Source organism: Curtobacterium sp. AG1037 (genome assembly GCF_003349855.1).
Lineage (GTDB): Bacteria > Actinomycetota > Actinomycetes > Actinomycetales > Microbacteriaceae > Curtobacterium > Curtobacterium citreum.
Map to the genome: position 1 here is coordinate 54041 of NZ_QQAO01000008.1, position 17175 is coordinate 71215.

Genomic DNA, 17175 nt, shown 5'->3' on the forward strand with positions numbered 1-17175 from the left:
CTGCCACGGTGGAAGCGTGATGGATCGAACGACGACGCTCGGGCAGGGCGAGCCGGTGCAACCGTCGGCTCCTCGTCCGACAGCGATCGGGGCAGCGCCGATGACCCTGCGTGCAAGGCGACCCGCCTACGGGGTGATGCAGGAGTGCCTCCGGCTGCAGGCCGAGGCGCCAGGACGTTCGCGGGCGCAGCGGTTCTGGGGCGTCGATCCCGTTGCGCCCGCGGCGCGGTCCTGGTTCAAGGGAGCCCTGGGTGAGCGCCGCGTCGCCGCTGAGCTCGACCGCCTGGGGCCGGCCTTCACCGTGCTGCACGCGGTGCCGATCGGTACCGGCTCGACGGACATCGATCATCTGGTGATCGGACCGACCGGCGTGTTCTCGATCAACACCAAGAACCACAGCGGTCAGCAGGTCTTCGTTGGTGGCGGCTCGTTCATGGTCGGCGGCGGGAGGACCTCGCACATCGGAGCGGCACAGAGTGAGGGGCGGAAGGCCACACGACTGCTCTCGACGGCGGCCGGCGGATCGTTCTCCGTGCAGCCGCTGCTCGTCGTCGCGGCGGACCGGATCACGTTCGGCAAGAAGCCTGCTCCTGTCGTCGTGCTCCGGCCGGACCAGGTGCGCGGATGGATCCTCGGGCTTCGTCCGGTGTACTCGGACGAAGCCGTCCGGTACCTGTCGATGGTTGCCGAGGAGCGAGCCACATGGCACGCGACCGCCTTCGTGCCGGACGACACTCTGCGGCTCGAGCAGCGGTTCGATCGGCTGGTCCGCGACGTCGCGGATGCGCGCGTACGACGGCGTCGGGCTGTGCTCGCGGTCGCCCTCGGGGTGGTCGGGCTTCCGATCGCTGGTCTCGTCGCGCTCGGGGGCATCGCGACTGCGCTGCTCGGCTCGTGACGAACGCGCGGCGGACGGAGCCGCAATCGCTGGTCTGACGATCTCGGTTCGAATGGACCGCAGGTCACGGACTGAGATCGTCGACCGTGGATCGAGGTCACCTCGTCGGCGCGGCGATCATCAGCGGCAACACTGCAGGCGGCCGACGGCGGACTAGGCCTGGGTGGCTTCCCGGCCCTCGGCGCCGTCGTCGGGAATCTCCCCGCGCATCTGCTCGCGCATGTTCGCCAGGACGTCGGCGTGCAGGAAGTTCGCGGCCTCGGCGCTCGTCGGGTCGACCACGATGCCGAACTCCTCGGGGAGCGCGGTCACGAGCTCGGACATCGGGACCGGGCGGCCTTCGGTGCCCGGCAGTCCGGCGGCGAGCTCCTCGGGGTCGGTGAACACCGGCACGAACGGCAGGTCCCGGATGATCACGTGCGCGATGCTGCCGCCCTCCGGGGCGCCCTCGGGCTTCCACGGCACCCAGGCCGCGCTGCGCAGGAACCCCGCGGGCGATGTCGCCATCCGACGGCGGAGCTCGGCGGCTGCGGTGGGCGGGGTCTTGTCGACGCCCCGACCGAAGGCCGACCCGTCCGTCTCGTTCGTGCTCATCCGGCCATGCTGTCACGCCGCGGTGACCAACCCGGCCAGCGGACCGGGGAACGGCGCGAGCTCAGTTGCTCCCCGCTGTCGTCGCCGCGGTGCTCGAAGCGAGGACCCCAGCCGTCATGGCTGCCGACGCGTTGATGTCGGCGAGCACCTGACGGACCGCGGGTGCGACCCAGTCGCCTTGCACGACCGAGCGGAGGAAGCGCTTGTCGACCCGACCGAACTCCGAGCGGAGCGTGTCCGTGGCGTCGAGCAGGCCGATGACCGCCGCGACGTAGGAGGACGGGGCTGCTCGACCGGCCAGGACCTCGTCGACCGCCTGGCGCACCTGCGCCCTCGGCAGGCCGTCGCGCTCGGGATGCCGGGTCGTGGTGAAGACCAGCAGGGTGCGGTGCTGCTCCTCGGTGAGCACGCCGCGCTGCACCAGCTGGGCGACCACCCCGTCGTGCAGGGTCCGCTTGCCGAGCTGGCGGACCCACCACTTCGCGGGCTTCGGCGACTCGGAGGCGATCCATGCCAGCGCGGTGTCGAGGACCTGGTCGCCGGTCGGTGTCCCCGACGCGATCACGAGCCGGTCCTTCGACAGGACGATCGCGCCGCGCAGGGCGAGGTCGGCGAGGACGCCCCCGGCGGTCCCGAGCTGCGTGCGCGTCACGGTCGCACGGGCCCGACCGTCCGGCGCGATCTGCAGCAGCGCGAACACCTGGGGGATCGTCAGCAACTCGGCCATGCTCGCAGCGTGCCACACGGGGCGGAGGTGTGTCGTGCCTCCCGGCCGGCAGTCGGCGCAGACGGGCGCGCGCCGGCTGCCGGAGGGGACCCGCTCAGTACTTGGCCGACTGCCCGCCGTCGATCGGGACGACCGTCGCGTTGACGTAGCTGGCGTCGTCGGAGAGCAGGAAGGCGACGACCGAGGCGATCTCGGGGGCCTCGCCGTAGCGCTTGGTCGGGTTGACCTGGATGAACTCCTCCGCGGCCTTGCGGGGGTTCTCGGCGTCGATCTGCTTCATCGAGTTCTCGACCATCGGCGTCCAGATGGCGCCGGGGGCGATCGCGTTGATACGGATGCCGTACTGGCCGTACTCGACGGCGGAGTTGCGGGTCAGGCCGACGACGCCGTGCTTGGCGGCGGCGTACCCGGACTGGTTGCCGATGCCGCGGATGCCGCCGACGCTCGCGGTGTTCACGACCATGCCGGAGCCCTGCTCGCGCATGACCTTGAGCACCTTCTCGAGGCCGAGGAACACCCCGCGGAGGTTGATCGAGACGACCTTGTCGAACTCGGCGGCGGTGAAGGACTCGGTGGGGTTCTGCTTGCCCTCGATGCCGGCGTTGTTGAAGAAGCCGTCGATGCGTCCGAAGCGCTCGGTCGTCGCGGCGACGTAGGCCTCGACCTGCGCCTCGTCGGAGACGTCGGCGACGGTGGTGACGACCTGGGCCTCGGGGGCGGCGTCGAGGACGGCGGTCTTCGTCGCTTCGAGGCCCTCGGCGGAGACGTCGACGAGGGACAGCGCGGCGCCCTCGGTCGCCAGTCGGACGGCGGTCGCGCGGCCGAGTCCGGAGCCGCCGCCGGTGATGAGGACGACGCGGTCGGTGAAGCGGGTGGTGGTGCTGGTCATGCTGGAGGCCTCCTGCGGTCTTCGACGATGAAGGGTCGATGCGTCTGCATCAGCTCGCCAGTTAGGCTACACCTGTTGTCCAGGGCGTTCGTCAGCAGCGATCGAGGATGCGCGCGATCGCCTCGTGTTCGGCAGGGGCCACCCACAGGTGGTACTTCGTCTTCACCGCGACCTGGTGGGCCACGTACGTGCAGCGGAAACCCGCCGCCGCGGGCAGCCAGGTCGCCGCGTCGCCCGACCGCTTCTGCGCGTTCGAGTGCCCGTCGACCGCGAACAGGTTCTCCGGGTCGTTCGCCAGGGCCTCGCGCTCCTGCTGGCTGAGCTGCTGGGCGCCGGTGCGCCAGGCGTTCTCGAGCGCGACGACGTGGTCGATCTGCACGAGGGTCGACGTGGTGTTCCCCCGCACGAAGTCGACGTGCTCCCCGGTGTAGGGGGAGGTCAGGGCGCCGCGGAGGACCTTGCACGGCCCCTCGCGCTGCACGTCGGTGAGGTCCCGGGCGAGCACGTCGTTCCGGGTGTCGCAGCCGTTGTGGTCGACGTCGAGCCAGGCGGTGCCGAAGTCCCCGACGCGGTCGTAGCCCGTCGCCGGCGCCTTGCCCTTGACGGGGAGCGCGGCCAGCTGCCGGCGGGCGGTCGCCACGTCCGCGGTGCCGGTGGGGTCCGGCGCGCTGCTGGGGACGGGAACGGTGGCGGTGGTCGGGGTGGTCGCCACGGTCGTCGGACTGGAGGCGCGGCTCGCGCCCGTCCCGTCGGCTGCGGTCGCGCCTGGGGTCGGCGCCGCGTCACCGGTCCGGTGCACGAGGTAGCCGCCGGCCGCCAGGACGAGGACGACGACGAGGGACGTGAGGGTGATCGGGGTGCGGCGTCGGTTCGACGGCATGGGGGACTCCGGGTGGTGCGATGGTGCGGGCCCGGGCGGGCCGTCGTCCACCTTCCCGTACGGCACCGACGAACGGCGGCGTAGACACGGGTGCATGACCGATCACGCCACTCCTTCCGTGCCCGTCGCCGGTGGGTCGATGCCGCTCCTCGGCTTCGGCACCTGGCAGATCCCGGACGCCGATGCACCCGCTGCCGTGGGCGCTGCGCTCGAGGCCGGGTACCGCCACGTCGACACCGCGACGGGCTACTCGAACCAGCGCGGCGTCGGCAAGGCCCTCGCCGCGTCCGGACTCGCACGTGACGACGTGTTCGTCACCACGAAGCTGCCGCCGGACAACGCCGACCGCGTGCGGCAGACGATCGAGGAGAGCCTCGAGCAGCTCGGCCTCGACCACCTGGACCTGTGGCTCGTGCACTGGCCGCCGAACGGCGAGGCCCGACCGGACGTCTGGGAGCAGGTCGTCCAGGCGCAGGCCGACGGGCTGACCCGGGCGGTCGGCGTGAGCAACTACTCGCTCGCGCAGATCGACGAGCTCGTCTCTGCCACCGGCACCGCCCCGGCCGTCAACCAGATCCGGTGGAGCCCGGTCGAGTTCGACCGCGCGATCGCCGACGGGCTGCGGGAGCGCGGCGTCGTGCTCGAGGGCTACAGCCCCTTCAAGGCGAGCAACCTGCAGGACCCGACCCTGGTCGAGATCGCCGGCGCGCACGACGTCGACAGTGCGCAGGTGATCGTCGCGTGGCACGTCGCGCACGGGTTCGTCGTCATCCCGAAGTCGTCGAACCCGGACCGCATCCGTTCGAACGCCGAGGGTGCGCACCTGGACCTCTCCGCCGACGAGGTCGCTCGGATCGACGCACTCGCGCGCTGAGCTCGCGTCCGTGCGCGGCTGACGTCCCGGCGGCACCGTCGCACAACGGGAAGCGCGCCGTGCCGCGGTTCGCGGCGGTGCGGCGTGCTTCCGGTTGTGCGGGAGCACGCCGCGCCGGCGGCCGACGCGGGACCGTGCCTCAGGTCAGCAGGGCGCGGATGTCGTCGGCGGTCAGGTCGTCGGCGAACAGGGCGTCGTCGTCGATCATCGTGGCGAACAGCTCGGCCTTCTTCGCCGCGAGCGCGAGGACCTTCTCCTCGATGGTGTCCTCGGCGATGAACCGCTGCACGTTCACGGACCGGGTCTGCCCGATGCGGTGCGTCCGGTCGACCGCCTGGGACTCGGCAGCCGGGTTCCACCACGGGTCGAGCACGAACACGGTGTCCGCCTCGGTCAGGGTCAGGCCGAAGCCGCCGGCCTTGAGCGAGATGAGGAACGCCGGCGCGGTGCCGGAGCGGAAGCGCTCGATGACCTGCGGACGCTTCCGGGTGGACCCGTCGAGGTACTCGTAGCCGACGCCCCGCGCGTCCAGCGCATCGGCGACCATCCGCAGGAAGGTCGTGAACTGGCTGAACACCAGCGCCCGGCGACCCTCGGCGGCGAGCTGTTCGAGTTCGTCGAGCAGCAGCTCGAGCTTCGCGGAGGGCACGGGCTCCTCGGTCTCCTGCACGAGGGCGGGGGAGAGCGCGAGCATCCGGAGCAGGGTGAGGGACCGGAAGGCGATCATCCGGTTGCGGGCCAGGTCGTCGATCAGGTCGAGCACCTTCAGCCGCTCCCGGTTGAGCGTCGTCTCGTACAGCGCCCGGTGCGCGGGGTCGAGGGTGACCCGGACGACCTGCTCCTGCTTCGGCGGCAGGTCGGCGGCGACGCTCTCCTTCGTCCGGCGCAGCATGAGCGGCCGGATCCGTCGCCGGAGCCGCGCGGTGAGCTCGGCGCGGGCCTCGCCGCGGAGGTCCGGCGACCCGAGGGGCTTCACGTAGTCGTCGCCGAACCGCGACCAGGACGACAGCAGGCCGGGAGCGGCGACGTGGAACAGCGCCCAGAGGTCGGTGAGCCCGTTCTCGAGCGGGGTGCCGGTGATCGCGAACGTCACGGGGGCGCCGAGCTCCGCCGCCGCCCGGTGGGTCTGCGACTGCGGGTTCTTCACGAACTGCGCCTCGTCGAGCACGAGCGCCGACCAGCGTGCCTCGCGGTACTCGGCCGCGTCGAGCCGGAGCAGGGCGTACGACGTCACGACCACGTCGGACGTCGCGGCCGCCCGGGACACGCGCGCCGGGTCCTTGAGCGAGGTCGCCGTGACGGTCGTCACCGTGAGGGACGGCACGAACCGTGCGGCCTCGTCCGCCCAGTTGCCGACGACGGAGGTCGGGGCGACGACGAGGAACGGCGGCGCGTCCGGCTCGTCCCGGCGGGCGGCGGCGATCATCGCGAGCACCTGCAGGGTCTTGCCGAGACCCATGTCGTCGGCGAGCACCCCGCCGATGCCGTGCTCCCGCAGGAAGCGCAGCCACGCGTACCCGGCGTGCTGGTAGGGCCGGAGCTCCGCGTGCACGGTGTCCGGCACGGGGACGTCGGCGGGGGGTGTGGCACCGGAGGAAGCGGCACCGAGGAGCCCCGCGGTGATCCGCTGCCAGCGCTCGTCGTGCTCGGTCTCGTCGGCGAGCTGGTCGAACTCCGACCAGAGCCCGGCCTGCAGCGGCGTCACCGTCAGGGGAGCGTCGGGTTCCCACTCCTCGAGGTCGCGGGCTTCCTCGATGAGCTCCTTGAGCCGGTCGAACGCCGGGTCGGACAGCGACAGGTACGAGTTGTCGATGAGCTTCATCCGCCGGTCCCGGTTCGCGAGGGCGCGGAGGAGCGGTGTGAAGGGCACCTGCTTGCCGTTCACGGTGACGAAGATGCCGAGGTCGAACCAGTCGTGCTTGTCCGACGGCATGGTCGTGACCGTGATGTGCGGCCGTCCGGTCAGTCGCTCGTAGTCCTGCCGTTCGCCCTGGACGACCGTGCGGACGCCGTGGCCGGGCAGCGCCGGAAGCAGCTCGTTCGCGAACACGGCGACGTCGGCGTCGTCGATCGTGCCGTCCTCGAACCAGGCGAGGCCGCCGCCCGGACCGGGGGCGGCGGATGCTTCGGCTGCGGCGTCGTCGGCCGCCCGGACGCCGGTCAGGTCGGGGAGCGGGCCGTGCAGCGCGACCGGGTCCTTCCGCCCGTCGACCTGCCAGCGCCACTGCAGGTGCACGCGGTCGTCGGTGCGCGGTGCACGGGCGGGCTCGAAGGTCGCCGTGAGCACGAGCTCGGGCGCCCGACGCTCGGGGAGCTCGACCGAGCCGTCCGAGCTGACGAGCCCGAGTGCGCCGCGCAGTCGCGGGGACCAGTCGGCCAGGAACTCGTCGACCTCGGCCAGGGGCACGGTGATGCGGACGTCGTCGACGAGCATGCGCCGCTGGTCCTCGGGCACCGGTGCCGGCGTCGGGGCGAGCGCGACGTGGAACTCGGGGCTCTCGCGGAAGACGTACACACCGTGGTCGCCGATCGTGCGCGCGGCGCCGTCCGGGGCGGGTCGGCCGTCGAGCACCGCGCTCGCGCCGAGCACCAGGCCGTCCTGGGAGCGGACGGCGTCGAGGAGCACCTGGGCCTGCTCGCCGAGGACCGCACCGCCCTCGCGCTTCCCGGTCACGAACGCGATGCCGAGCGCCGGGGCCTGGCGGAGCAGCGGCCACAGCAGCGGGCTCTGGAAGTCGTCGAGGTGCACCCAGTCGCTCTCACCGGGCAGCCCGGCGAGCTGCCCGGCGCGGTGGAGCGCCGCGAACTGCAGGAACCACGCGTGCTGCTCCGGCGCGAGCCCGAGCCGGTTGACCGAGTAGGGGAGCGTGCCCCAGGTGAGCTGCCCGCGCACCCAGTTGCCGGCGTCGCTCCGCGTGACCGGGCGGACGCCGAGCCGAACGCTGCGGGCCCGGGACGGCAGCGCTCGACCGACGGCGCGTGCCCGGGCGGCGAGCTTCGACGGCACCGCGTCCCGCAGCTCGAACTGCAGGCCCATCGGGGTGCCCTGCGGGCCGGCCACCTGCGGGTCGTCGCCGGCGAGGCGGGCGAGGTCGTGCCTCCAGTCCGGCTCCGGTGGGGTCTCGACGGGTGCGACGCGTCGCGGACCCGAGGCGGCTGCCAACGCGCGCGCGTTGATGGTGAGGAGCGCGGCGGCGACGTGCTTGCAGTCGCCGCCGAGGGGGCAGGTGCAGGTGCTGCGGACCGGGCGGACGAAGTCCCCGCGGGCGAGCGTCGTCTCGACGCGGAGCTCGTACGGGTCGTCGGCGGACCCGGTGACGGTCGCGGTGACGGTGCCGTCGTCCTCGTGCCAGGCGGCGTCCTCGACCAGTCCCGCCCGCACGACGTCGCGCCCGCGCCCGAAGGTCTGCGGACCGACGAAGCGGATGACGTCGACGGCGTCGATCATCGGGACGGCTGGCACGGGACCATCGTGCCAGCCGCCACCGACTGCGAATCCCCGAAGGCCTGCCCGGTGCCGCAGAACCGCGCGGTTCCGCGGACCTCGGCCGAGGCTGTGGAGGAGCGCAGGCCCGGTCCGAGGCAGGTCCCCGGCTCCCTGTCGGGCGCGACCGTACAGTGCGGGCACCCACCGAGCCGGAGGAACCCGATGGACCGACAGCACGCACCGAGACCCGCCGCACACCGCCGTGCCCCGAGTCCGGGACGCCGGCTCCGACGCCGGGTGCTGCTCGGGGTCTCGGCCGTGGCCGCCCTGGCGCTGGTCGGCGGTGGGGTCGCCGTCGCGCGGACGGTCGTCGACCTGGACACCGGGATCCACCGCTCGGACATCCACCTGCCGGTCGCCGGGTCGTCGGCGAGCAGCAGTGCGGTGCCGCAGGCCGAGGGGGAGTCGAACATCCTGGTGATGGGGCTCGACAGCCGTCGGGACGAGGACGGGAACGTGCTGCCCGCTGCGACCTACCAGGCCCTGCACGCCGGGGACGGCTCGGACGGCGGGTACAACACGAACGTCCTCATGCTCATCCACATCCCCGCCGGCGGCGGTCCCGCGGTCGGCATCTCGATCCCGCGCGACGACTGGACGACGCTCCCCGGGGCGCCGGACGGGAACGCCGAGGGGAAGATCAAGCAGGCGTACGGGTACGAGCTCGACCAGACACTGCGGCACATCGTGAACACCGAGCCCGGGGTGTCGCACGACGACGCCTACCAGCAAGCCCGGTCGGCCGCGCGGCAGGAGGAGATCACGACGGTGTCGCAGTTCCTGGGCGGCGTGCCGATCAACCACTTCATCGAGGTCACGATGGCGGCGTTCTACGACATCGCCCAGGCCGTGCAGCCGATCCAGGTCTGCCTGAACGAGACGACGTCCGACACCTACTCCGGGGCGGACTTCCACAAGGGACTGCAGTCGCTCGACGCCGCGCAGGCGCTGTCGTTCGTCCGGCAGCGGCGGGACACGAGCGGATCCGGCGTCGAGCTGACCGACCTGGACCGGGAGCGCCGCGAGCAGGCGTTCATCGTCGCGCTGGCGTACAAGCTCCGGCACGAGGACGTGCTGACGAACTTCCCGCTCGTGCAGCACCTGATCGACACCGCGAAGCAGGACATCGCGCTCGACTCCGGGTTCGACCTGCTGTCGTTCGCCGGGGACGCGCAGCGCTTCGCCGGCGGCGGCATCACCTTCCAGACGCTGCCGATCGTCCGGTACGGGGTCGAGGACGGGCAGGACGTGAACATCGTCGACCTCGCGCAGGTCCGGTCCACGACGGCGGCGCTCATCGCGGCGTCCGACCACCCGGCGGCGAAGTCGGCCGCGCCGAGCAGCGCGGCCACGCCGAGCACCGGAGCGGCGCGGGGCACCGCAGGCACGGGGAGCGCCGCCGGGCAGGGCGCTTCCGGGCAGGGTGCCGCGGGGGCCCAGGGGGCGCCGAGCACGTCCGGGGTCCCCTCGACGACGACCACGAGCGCCGCGCAGCCGTTGGCCTCCGGCGGCATCCCCTGCGTGAACTGAGCCGCCGACTGATGGTCCGGTCAGGAACGGCCCGCGGGGTCGTGCCGGCCCGTGCGCCGGGTCTACAGTCGACCCTGCAAGGCGCCCTCCGTTCGCTGAGGCTCCTTCGTGGATACATGCCAGCGACCCCGAACGTCGAGAGACGCCACGGGTCAGGACAGGCCTCCCCGGCGCAAGGGGTTGCCCCGACTGGCTCCCGCACACGGCGGGTCGACGTCACGGAGTGCTGAAGGTCTGACGTGGGAGTGGCGTGACCGGGTCCCCGGTCCGCCGGGCGCTGCGCGCGACCGACGGAACGGGAGGTGTGCCATGAGCAGTGACCATCACAGGTCGTCCTCCGACGCGCCTCCCTCACGATCCTGACGTCGACCGTCGCCGTGTGACCCGTCCGTGCCCGCCTCCGGGCCGGAGGGTCCGTCGCGCGCGCCGGTGACCACCGTCCGCCCGCACGATGCATGGCGGACGTGCCCCGTGCCTCCCGTCCGGCCCGCACCAGCCCGCCGGACGGACGGCCGCCCCGCGCGCCGCGACCGACGGCGGCCCCGCGCGCCCGACCGACGGCCGCCCCGCGCGCCGCGACCGGCGGCCGCGCCCCCGCGCCCGGCCCGCCATCGCCGCGCCCACCTCCTCCCGGAACGGAACCCGCCATGACCACCGCACCCGACACCCGTCCCACCGCCGTCCTCGACAGCGCCCACCTCGGCGACATCCAGGGCGCCTTCGGCACCATCCGCGTCGACGACACCGCCCGCCGCACCGGCCTGCGCCGTAAGCTCCGAACGCTCGTCGCGATCGTCGGCCCCGGCCTCATCGTGATGGTCGGCGACAACGACGCCGGCGCGTTCGGCACCTACACGCAGGCCGGCCAGGACGACGGCACCTCGCTGCTCTGGACCCTGCTGCTTCTCGTCCCCGTCCTCTACGTCAACCAGGAGATGGTGCTCCGGCTCGGGGCGGTCACCGGCGTGGGGCACGCAAAGCTCATCACGGCGCGGTTCGGGCGGTTCTGGGGAGCCTTCAGCGTGGTCGACCTGTTCGTCCTCAACGCGATGACGATCGTCACCGAGTTCATCGGCATCAGCCTCGGGCTGCGGTACCTCGGGTTGCCCGAGGTCCCCGGCGTGGTCGCCGCGGCCGTGCTCGTCATCGCAGCGGTGAGCACCGGGTCCTTCCGCCGGTTCGAGCGGCTCTGCATGGTGCTGATCGCCGGCTCGCTCGTGCTCGTACCGCTGTCGTTCCTCGCCCACCCCGCGGCGGGGGCGGTCGTGCACGGGTTCCTCGTCCCGGGCTTCCCGCGTGGTGCCGACCTGTCCACCGTGATGCTCCTGGTGATCGGCATCGTCGGCACAACCGTCGCGCCGTGGCAGCTGTTCTTCCAGCAGTCGTACGTCATCGACAAGCGGATCACCCCGCGCTTCATGGGCTACGAGAAGGTCGACCTGGTGATCGGCATCGTGATCGTCGTGCTCGGCGGGGCGATCCTGATGACCGTCCCCGCCGCGGTGTTCGGCGGGCACGCCGGCGCCGGGCACTTCACGGACGCCGGAGGGGTCGCCGTCGGGATCGGGCACGCGGTCGGGCACCTCGCCGGGGTGCTGTTCGCGATCGCGCTCATCGACGCGTCCGTCATCGGCGCCGCGGCCGTGGGGCTGTCGACGTCGTACGCCCTCGGGGACGTGCTCGGCATGCGGCACTCGCTGCACCGCTCGGTCCGGGACGCGAAGGGCTTCTACGCCGTGTTCGCCGGGGTGCTCGCGCTCGCCGCCGCGGTGGTGCTGGTGCCCGGGAGCCCGCTCGGCCTCATCACCGTGGGGGTGCAGGTGCTCGCCGGGGTGCTGCTGCCGTCGGCGACGGTGTTCCTGCTGCTCCTGTGCACGGACCGTGCGGTGCTCGGGCCGTGGGTGAACGGACGGTGGCTGACGCTCTTCACCGCCGCGGTGGTGGCGGTGCTCGTGGTGCTCTCGCTCGTGCTGACGGTGAGCGTCGTGTTCCCCGCGATCACGAGCGCGCAGGTGACCGACGTGCTGCTCGGGGGAGCGGCGCTGTCGGTGGCCGTCGGGCTGGCCTTCCTGGTACGGACGCAGCGGGGTCGCTCGGGTGCGGTCTCGGGGACGCGCACCGGTGGCGGTCCGGTGGGTGGTGCGGTCGCCGGCCTGGAGGCACGGGTCACCTCCGCCACGGACCGCGCGTCGTGGCGCATGCCGCCGGTCGAGCAGCTGCCGGCGCCCCAGCTGTCGCCGGGTCGTCGGCTCGGGCTGACCGCGCTGCGGGTGTACCTGGTGGTCGCGGTGGTGCTCGTGGTCGTCCGGGTCGTGCAGCTGGCGCTCGGACACTGAGGGGTCTGGGATCCTGCTGTCCCGTTCTGGGGGAGACGGACGACGGGTGTCGGGTGCAGGATCGAGGCGTGATGCATTCCCTGGTGTACATGAGCTCGGCGACCGAGCCGTTCGACGAGGACGCGCTCGCCGAGGTCCTCGAGCACGCCCGCCGACGCAACACCGAGGACGGACTGACGGGGATGCTCGTGCACCGCGGGGGGCGCTTCATGCAGCTCCTCGAGGGGCCCTACGACGCCGTGCTCGCCACCTACGCCCGGATCGTCGCCGACGGTCGGCACGACGAGGTCCGCCTGCTCGTCGAGGAGAGCGTCCACACCCGACGGTTCCCGGACTGGTCGATGGCGTACGACCGGGAGTCCGACGGCGTGCCGGTGCCCGAGGGCTTCAGCACGTTCCTCGACGAGGGGGACCGCAGCGCCGACCAGAGCCGGCCGCGGGAGCTCCTGCGCTGGTTCCGAAACCACCCGATGGCCGATCCGACCGCGGCGAAGGGCAAGCACCGCCGCGAGATGTGAGGCGCACGGCACCGTCCGTCGTCCGGTCCGTCGTGTTCGTCCTCCGGTCCATACTGGTCGGGTGACGACACTGCGAGGCACGATCCGCTCCACCGAGACCCGCGAGGCCGACGGATTCGCCGACTCCGTGGTCACGGCCAAGGAGGTCGCGATCGCGAACCTCGACCTGGACGGCTTCGCGCTGCAGCAGACGAACGCGGTCGAGAGCAAGGCCACGGGCGAGACGACCATCCGCGCGACGGCCCGTTCCACGGCGACGAAGCCGCACGAGGCGTCCGGGCCGGACTACGACGCGGCACTCCGGGCCTACCGCGAGTCCGTCCCCGAGGGGTGGCAGGTCCAGCACGTCTGGGTCGTCGAGGAGTAGTCCCGACACGGTCGCGCCGCCGCCGTACCGCGCAGGGCTCAGCGCTCGCGGCTGGGCTGCGCGAGCTTGCTGTGCTTCCGCGAGTACCCGAAGTACACGCCGAGGCCGATCGCGAACCAGATCGCGAAGCGCACCCAGGTCTCCCACTGCAGGAACGTCACGAGCCACAGCGACGCGATGATGCCGATGATCGGCACGACCGGCATGAGGGGCAGCCGGAACTGGCGGTCGAGGTCGGGCTGCCGGTACCGCAGCACGATCACGGCGGAGCAGACGACCACGAACGCGAGCAGGATGCCGATGTTCGTCAGCTCGGCGACGATCCCGATCGGCAGGACACCGGCGAGCACCGCCGACGCCACCCCGAGGATCCAGGTGACCCGGGTCGGGACGTGGCGCTTCGGGTCGGTCTTCGCGAACCACTTCGGCATCAGACCGTCGCGGCTCATCGAGAACCAGACGCGCGAGGCCCCGAGCATGAACGTGATCAAGACGGTGACGATGCCGACGATGGCGCCGATCGCGATGACGTTCGCGACACCGCCGAGCCCGACCGAGGCGAACGCGGACGAGAAGCCGGAGGCCGGGTCGATGTCGGTGTACTTCTGCATGCCGGTCAGCACCAGGGTGGCCAGCACGTACAGCACCATCGCGATGCCGAGGGACAGCAGGATCGCCTTCGGCATGTGCTTGCGGGCGTCGGTGGACTCCTCGGCGGCGGTCGACATCGCGTCGTAGCCGAAGACGGCGAAGAACACCGTCGCGGCGCCGGTCATCACGCCGCCGAATCCGAACGGGAAGTACGGGTCGTAGTTGGCGCTGTTGATGTGGAACACCCCGAGCACGATGATGAGCACCACCAGCGCGACCTTGATGCCGACCGCGACGAACTCGAAGCGTGCGGCGCTGCGGATGCCGCGGGTCAGGACGAACGCGGTGAGCAGGCAGAGGACGATCGCGAAGACGTCGACCACGTGGCCGTCGCCGGTGCCGGGAGCGCCGAGCATCCACGCCGGCAGGTCGATGCCGAACTGGCCGACCAGGAACCCGACGTACCCGGAGATGCCGATCGCCACGACGGCGACGATCGCGGTGTACTCGAGCAGCAGGTCCCAGCCGATGAACCACCCGACCACCTCGCCGAGCACGGCGTACCCGTACGTGTAGGCGCTGCCGGCCTTCGGGATGAGCCCGGCGAACTCGGCGTAGGACAGGGCGGCGGCGGCGCTCGCGATCCCGGCGACGAGGAAGCTGATGAGGACTGCGGGCCCGGCGACCCCGTTCGCGACCGTGCCGGCGAGGGTGAAGATGCCCGCGCCGATGATCCCGCCGACGCCGATCGCGGTGAGCTGCCAGAGGCCGAGGTGCCGTTTCAGCCCGCCGCTGCCCTCGCCGGTCTCGTCGTCGATCGCGTCGATCGGCTTCCGTCGGAAGATGCCCTGTGTCGTCGTCGTCACGCGCCCACTCTGCTCCTGCGGCGGGCTCCGTGTCAGGCCGGCGGCGGGCGAGTCTCGCGCTCGGCGACGAGACCCGGGTGTCGGCGGCCGAGTCGTGTCGCCCAGGCCGAGACTCGGGCACGGCGCCTCCCGGCAGGCCCGCGGTGTACACCGGACGCATGCGCCACCCCTCGAGGACCGAACCCGGACCCGGCCAGGAGTCCGTCTGGGACTACCCCCGACCGCCCGCCGTCGAGCCCGTGCCCGAGCGCGTGGTCGTCCGGCTCGGCGGCACGGTCGTGGTCGACACGACGGACGCCGTGCGGGTGCTCGAGACCTCGCACCCGCCGGTGTACTACGTGCCGATGGCGGACCTCGAGCTGCGACCGGCCGCGGGCGCGAGCATGTGCGAGTTCAAGGGCCGCGCGCGCTACTTCGACGTGGTCGGCGGGGACGGGGTCGTCGCTCCTCGGGCCGCGTGGAACTACCCGACGCCGGAACCCGGGTACGAGTCGCTGCGGGACCGCGTCGCGCTGTACCCGTCGGCGATGGACTCGTGCGAGGTCGGCGGCGAGGTGGTGCAGGCGCAGGAGGGCGACTTCTACGGCGGGTGGATCACGTCGAAGGTCGTCGGACCCTTCAAGGGCGGCCCGGGCACCCTCGGCTGGTGACCCAACCCGGACGGCAGACGTGTGCGGCGGGGCGGACGCGGCCCCGATCCTCCCGGCCGTCCGCCGTCCCGTGGACCGTCAGCCGCGCGCGTAGGGCGACCAGAACGGCGGCGGGAACGCGCCGCCCGTGGCGAACGACAGGACCTGCCAGACCAGCATCACCAGACCCGCCGTGCCGAGCACCAGGCCGACCCACGACCATGCTCGAACGGCGCGCCGACGACCGGCGATGCGGAGCGCACGCACGCCGCTGAGGACGCACACGATCCCGAACGCCGCGGCGAGGAACACGTGCTGGCCCCGACCGGCGGCGGGCACGATGATCCCCATCCACACCGCGACGGGGCCGAGCAGCACGGCGACGGTCGCGGGCACGGCGGGGGGTTCGGTGTCCCGTCGGGCTCCTCCCATGCCCTGAACCTACCGACGCGGAACGACCCTGTCCGTCGGCGAACGCGGGCGGGTCCGCCGACTTCCGAGCACGATGGAGGCATGCGTTCCTTCTTCCGTGTCCTGCTCGGTCTGGCGCTCGTGTTCGCGGGCACGAGCCACCTCACGTTCGCCCGTAACGACTTCCGCGCCCAGGTGCCCGACTTCGTGCCGCTCGACACGGACACGACCGTGCTGGCGTCCGGCGTCGCGGAGATCGGTCTCGGCAGCGCCCTGCTGCTCGCACCACGGGGCCGTCGCCGGACCGTCGGGAACGTCGCGGCGCTGTTCTTCACGGCGATCTTCCCGGGGAACCTCGCGCAGTGGGTGAACCAGCGCGACGCGTTCGGGCTCGACACCGACGAGAAGCGGTTCGCGCGCCTGTTCGGGCAGCCGCTGCTCATCGCGTGGGCGCTCTGGTCGACGCGCGGCCCGGGTTCGCGGGCGCGCTGATGGTCGCGGCGGCCGGTTCCGGCGGGCCGGGTGGCGGCGTGGCCGGTCCCGGCGGGCCGGGTGCTGGCGGGGCTGGTTCCGGCGTGCGCGGTGCGTCTACGGGTGGCGTCGGCCTGGAGGCACGGCCCCCGTCGTCCGGACCGCGTCGCGCCGCGGACGTGGTCGCCTCGGTCGTGCTGCTCGTCCTGCTCGCCGTCGAGTCCGTGGTCGCCGCGATGGGCATCCTGCTCCTGTCGCTCGGGTTCAGCTCGTGCCGGGCCCCCGGGAACACCTGCGACCAGGGTCTCGGTGGGGCGGTGGTGTACGTCGGCCCGGTCCTCGTCGCCCTCGTGTTCGTGGCGGCCCTCGTGGTGAGCATCGTCCGGCTCGTGAAGCGCCGGCTGACCTGGCCGGTGCCCCTGCTCGGGGCCGGGCTCGTGGTCGTGGTGTTCTTCGTGGCCCGGGCGCTGGCGGACGTGGCGGTCACGCGCGGGATCTGAGCGCGATCACGCGGGATCTGACCGCGGTCACTCGCGCGATCTGCGGGCGGATCTCGCTCCTCCACAGGCGGAGTGTCCGGCGGTGTCGTCCACAGAGCGGGTCGTCCGAGCTCGGGAGGGCCAGGGGATCCGCGACGCTGCCGTGCATGGCAGACACCGAAGCACTCGAACAGCTCTTCTCCACCCCGGCGCGCACCGACGACGACGTCGTGGCGCTCGTCACCGGCATCGTCGGTCGGCCCGTCCGACGGCAGTGCTGGGTGGTGTTCCTCGACGACCGGGCGCGGCCGGTGCCGTTCCTGCTGCCCGTGTCCGACCTGCCGTGGCAGCCGGACGAGCACGTCGAGGACTTCGCGGCGCTCGTCGCCGACGTGCGCGACGACGCCTCGGCAACCGAGGTCGTGCTCGTGTGGGAGCGGCCGGGCGACTCGGGGCTGTTCCCGGTCGACTGGGAGTGGGTCGACGCGTGCGCGTGCGCGTTCCGCGAGCGCGGGATCCGGCTGCGCGGGCAGGTCGTCGTGCACACCGCGGGCGTCGCGATGATCGAGCTCGAGGAGCACGAGCTGCCGGAGCCGGCGTGAGGGCACCGTCGGGCGTGGACCCGCGT

At 72.5% G+C, this 17175-nt stretch carries 17 protein-coding genes and 1 riboswitch; of the genes, 10 read left to right on the forward strand and 7 right to left on the reverse strand.

Features of this window, described 5'->3' with window-relative positions; all coding sequences use genetic code 11:
• Positions 1 to 19 precede the first annotated feature (19 nt).
• Positions 20 to 898 (forward strand): nuclease-related domain-containing protein, encoded by an 879-nt coding sequence (locus tag DEU32_RS12260; protein ID WP_114850802.1) that lies wholly within the window; start codon positions 20 to 22, stop codon positions 896 to 898.
• 153 nt (positions 899 to 1051) lie between these two features.
• On the opposite strand, the gene DEU32_RS12265 is transcribed toward DEU32_RS12260, so the two are convergent.
• From DEU32_RS12265 to DEU32_RS12280, 4 genes are all read right to left on the reverse strand, one after another.
• Positions 1052 to 1492: an SseB family protein gene (locus DEU32_RS12265; RefSeq protein WP_114850803.1), complete on the reverse strand. Its 441-nt coding sequence runs from the start codon at positions 1490 to 1492 to the stop codon at positions 1052 to 1054.
• 61 nt (positions 1493 to 1553) lie between these two features.
• Positions 1554 to 2219 carry a GPP34 family phosphoprotein gene (locus DEU32_RS12270; protein WP_114850804.1) on the reverse strand — a complete coding sequence of 222 codons (666 nt, stop codon included), beginning with the start codon at positions 2217 to 2219 and terminating at the stop codon, positions 1554 to 1556.
• A 94-nt stretch (positions 2220 to 2313) separates the two neighbouring features.
• The gene (locus DEU32_RS12275) at positions 2314 to 3108 is read right to left on the reverse strand and encodes a glucose 1-dehydrogenase (protein ID WP_114850805.1); all 795 of its coding nucleotides are present in this window, start codon (positions 3106 to 3108) and stop codon (positions 2314 to 2316) included.
• Positions 3109 to 3199: 91 nt separating this feature from the next.
• Positions 3200 to 3988, reverse strand: a complete 789-nt coding sequence (locus tag DEU32_RS12280; protein WP_114850806.1) for an HNH endonuclease family protein — start codon at positions 3986 to 3988, stop codon at positions 3200 to 3202.
• 94 nt (positions 3989 to 4082) lie between these two features.
• On the opposite strand from DEU32_RS12280, the gene DEU32_RS12285 reads away from it, so the two are divergent.
• Complete coding sequence (locus DEU32_RS12285) at positions 4083 to 4862, forward strand: aldo/keto reductase (RefSeq protein ID WP_114850807.1); 780 nt, start codon at positions 4083 to 4085, stop codon at positions 4860 to 4862.
• Positions 4863 to 5001: 139 nt separating this feature from the next.
• On the opposite strand, the gene DEU32_RS12290 is transcribed toward DEU32_RS12285, so the two are convergent.
• Entirely contained in the window at positions 5002 to 8325 is a 3324-nt protein-coding gene (locus DEU32_RS12290) for a DEAD/DEAH box helicase (RefSeq protein ID WP_147281468.1), read from the reverse strand.
• Positions 8326 to 8511: 186 nt separating this feature from the next.
• On the opposite strand from DEU32_RS12290, the gene DEU32_RS12295 reads away from it, so the two are divergent.
• The 4 genes from DEU32_RS12295 to DEU32_RS12310 all read left to right on the forward strand — a co-directional run bounded on the left by DEU32_RS12295 (position 8512) and on the right by DEU32_RS12310 (position 13100).
• On the forward strand, positions 8512 to 9879 hold the full coding sequence (locus tag DEU32_RS12295; RefSeq protein WP_114850809.1) for an LCP family protein: 1368 nt from the start codon (positions 8512 to 8514) through the stop codon (positions 9877 to 9879).
• 80 nt (positions 9880 to 9959) lie between these two features.
• Positions 9960 to 10131: riboswitch (M-box (ykoK) riboswitch) on the forward strand.
• Between the two features lie 395 nt (positions 10132 to 10526).
• Positions 10527 to 12215: an NRAMP family divalent metal transporter gene (locus DEU32_RS12300; protein WP_114850810.1), complete on the forward strand. Its 1689-nt coding sequence runs from the start codon at positions 10527 to 10529 to the stop codon at positions 12213 to 12215.
• A gap of 71 nt (positions 12216 to 12286) precedes the next feature.
• The gene (locus tag DEU32_RS12305; RefSeq protein WP_229666984.1) at positions 12287 to 12733 is read left to right on the forward strand and encodes a BLUF domain-containing protein; all 447 of its coding nucleotides are present in this window, start codon (positions 12287 to 12289) and stop codon (positions 12731 to 12733) included.
• A gap of 61 nt (positions 12734 to 12794) precedes the next feature.
• Positions 12795 to 13100 carry a hypothetical protein gene (locus DEU32_RS12310; protein ID WP_114850812.1) on the forward strand — a complete coding sequence of 102 codons (306 nt, stop codon included), beginning with the start codon at positions 12795 to 12797 and terminating at the stop codon, positions 13098 to 13100.
• Positions 13101 to 13138: 38 nt separating this feature from the next.
• Here DEU32_RS12310 and DEU32_RS12315 read toward each other — a convergent pair whose 3' ends face one another.
• Positions 13139 to 14557, reverse strand: coding sequence for an amino acid permease (locus tag DEU32_RS12315; protein WP_114850813.1), 1419 nt, complete (start codon positions 14555 to 14557; stop codon positions 13139 to 13141).
• Between the two features lie 158 nt (positions 14558 to 14715).
• On the opposite strand from DEU32_RS12315, the gene DEU32_RS12320 reads away from it, so the two are divergent.
• Positions 14716 to 15207 carry a DUF427 domain-containing protein gene (locus tag DEU32_RS12320; protein ID WP_114850814.1) on the forward strand — a complete coding sequence of 164 codons (492 nt, stop codon included), beginning with the start codon at positions 14716 to 14718 and terminating at the stop codon, positions 15205 to 15207.
• A 78-nt stretch (positions 15208 to 15285) separates the two neighbouring features.
• Here DEU32_RS12320 and DEU32_RS12325 read toward each other — a convergent pair whose 3' ends face one another.
• Entirely contained in the window at positions 15286 to 15618 is a 333-nt protein-coding gene (locus DEU32_RS12325; RefSeq protein WP_147281469.1) for a hypothetical protein, read from the reverse strand.
• An 81-nt stretch (positions 15619 to 15699) separates the two neighbouring features.
• On the opposite strand from DEU32_RS12325, the gene DEU32_RS12330 reads away from it, so the two are divergent.
• The 3 genes from DEU32_RS12330 to DEU32_RS12340 all read left to right on the forward strand — a co-directional run bounded on the left by DEU32_RS12330 (position 15700) and on the right by DEU32_RS12340 (position 17149).
• Positions 15700 to 16089 (forward strand): hypothetical protein, encoded by a 390-nt coding sequence (locus DEU32_RS12330; RefSeq protein ID WP_114850816.1) that lies wholly within the window; start codon positions 15700 to 15702, stop codon positions 16087 to 16089.
• Positions 16090 to 16172: 83 nt separating this feature from the next.
• Positions 16173 to 16568: a DUF6264 family protein gene (locus DEU32_RS12335; RefSeq protein WP_147281470.1), complete on the forward strand. Its 396-nt coding sequence runs from the start codon at positions 16173 to 16175 to the stop codon at positions 16566 to 16568.
• Between the two features lie 146 nt (positions 16569 to 16714).
• Positions 16715 to 17149, forward strand: a complete 435-nt coding sequence (locus DEU32_RS12340; protein WP_114850818.1) for a hypothetical protein — start codon at positions 16715 to 16717, stop codon at positions 17147 to 17149.
• The last annotated feature ends 26 nt before the right edge of the window (positions 17150 to 17175 follow it).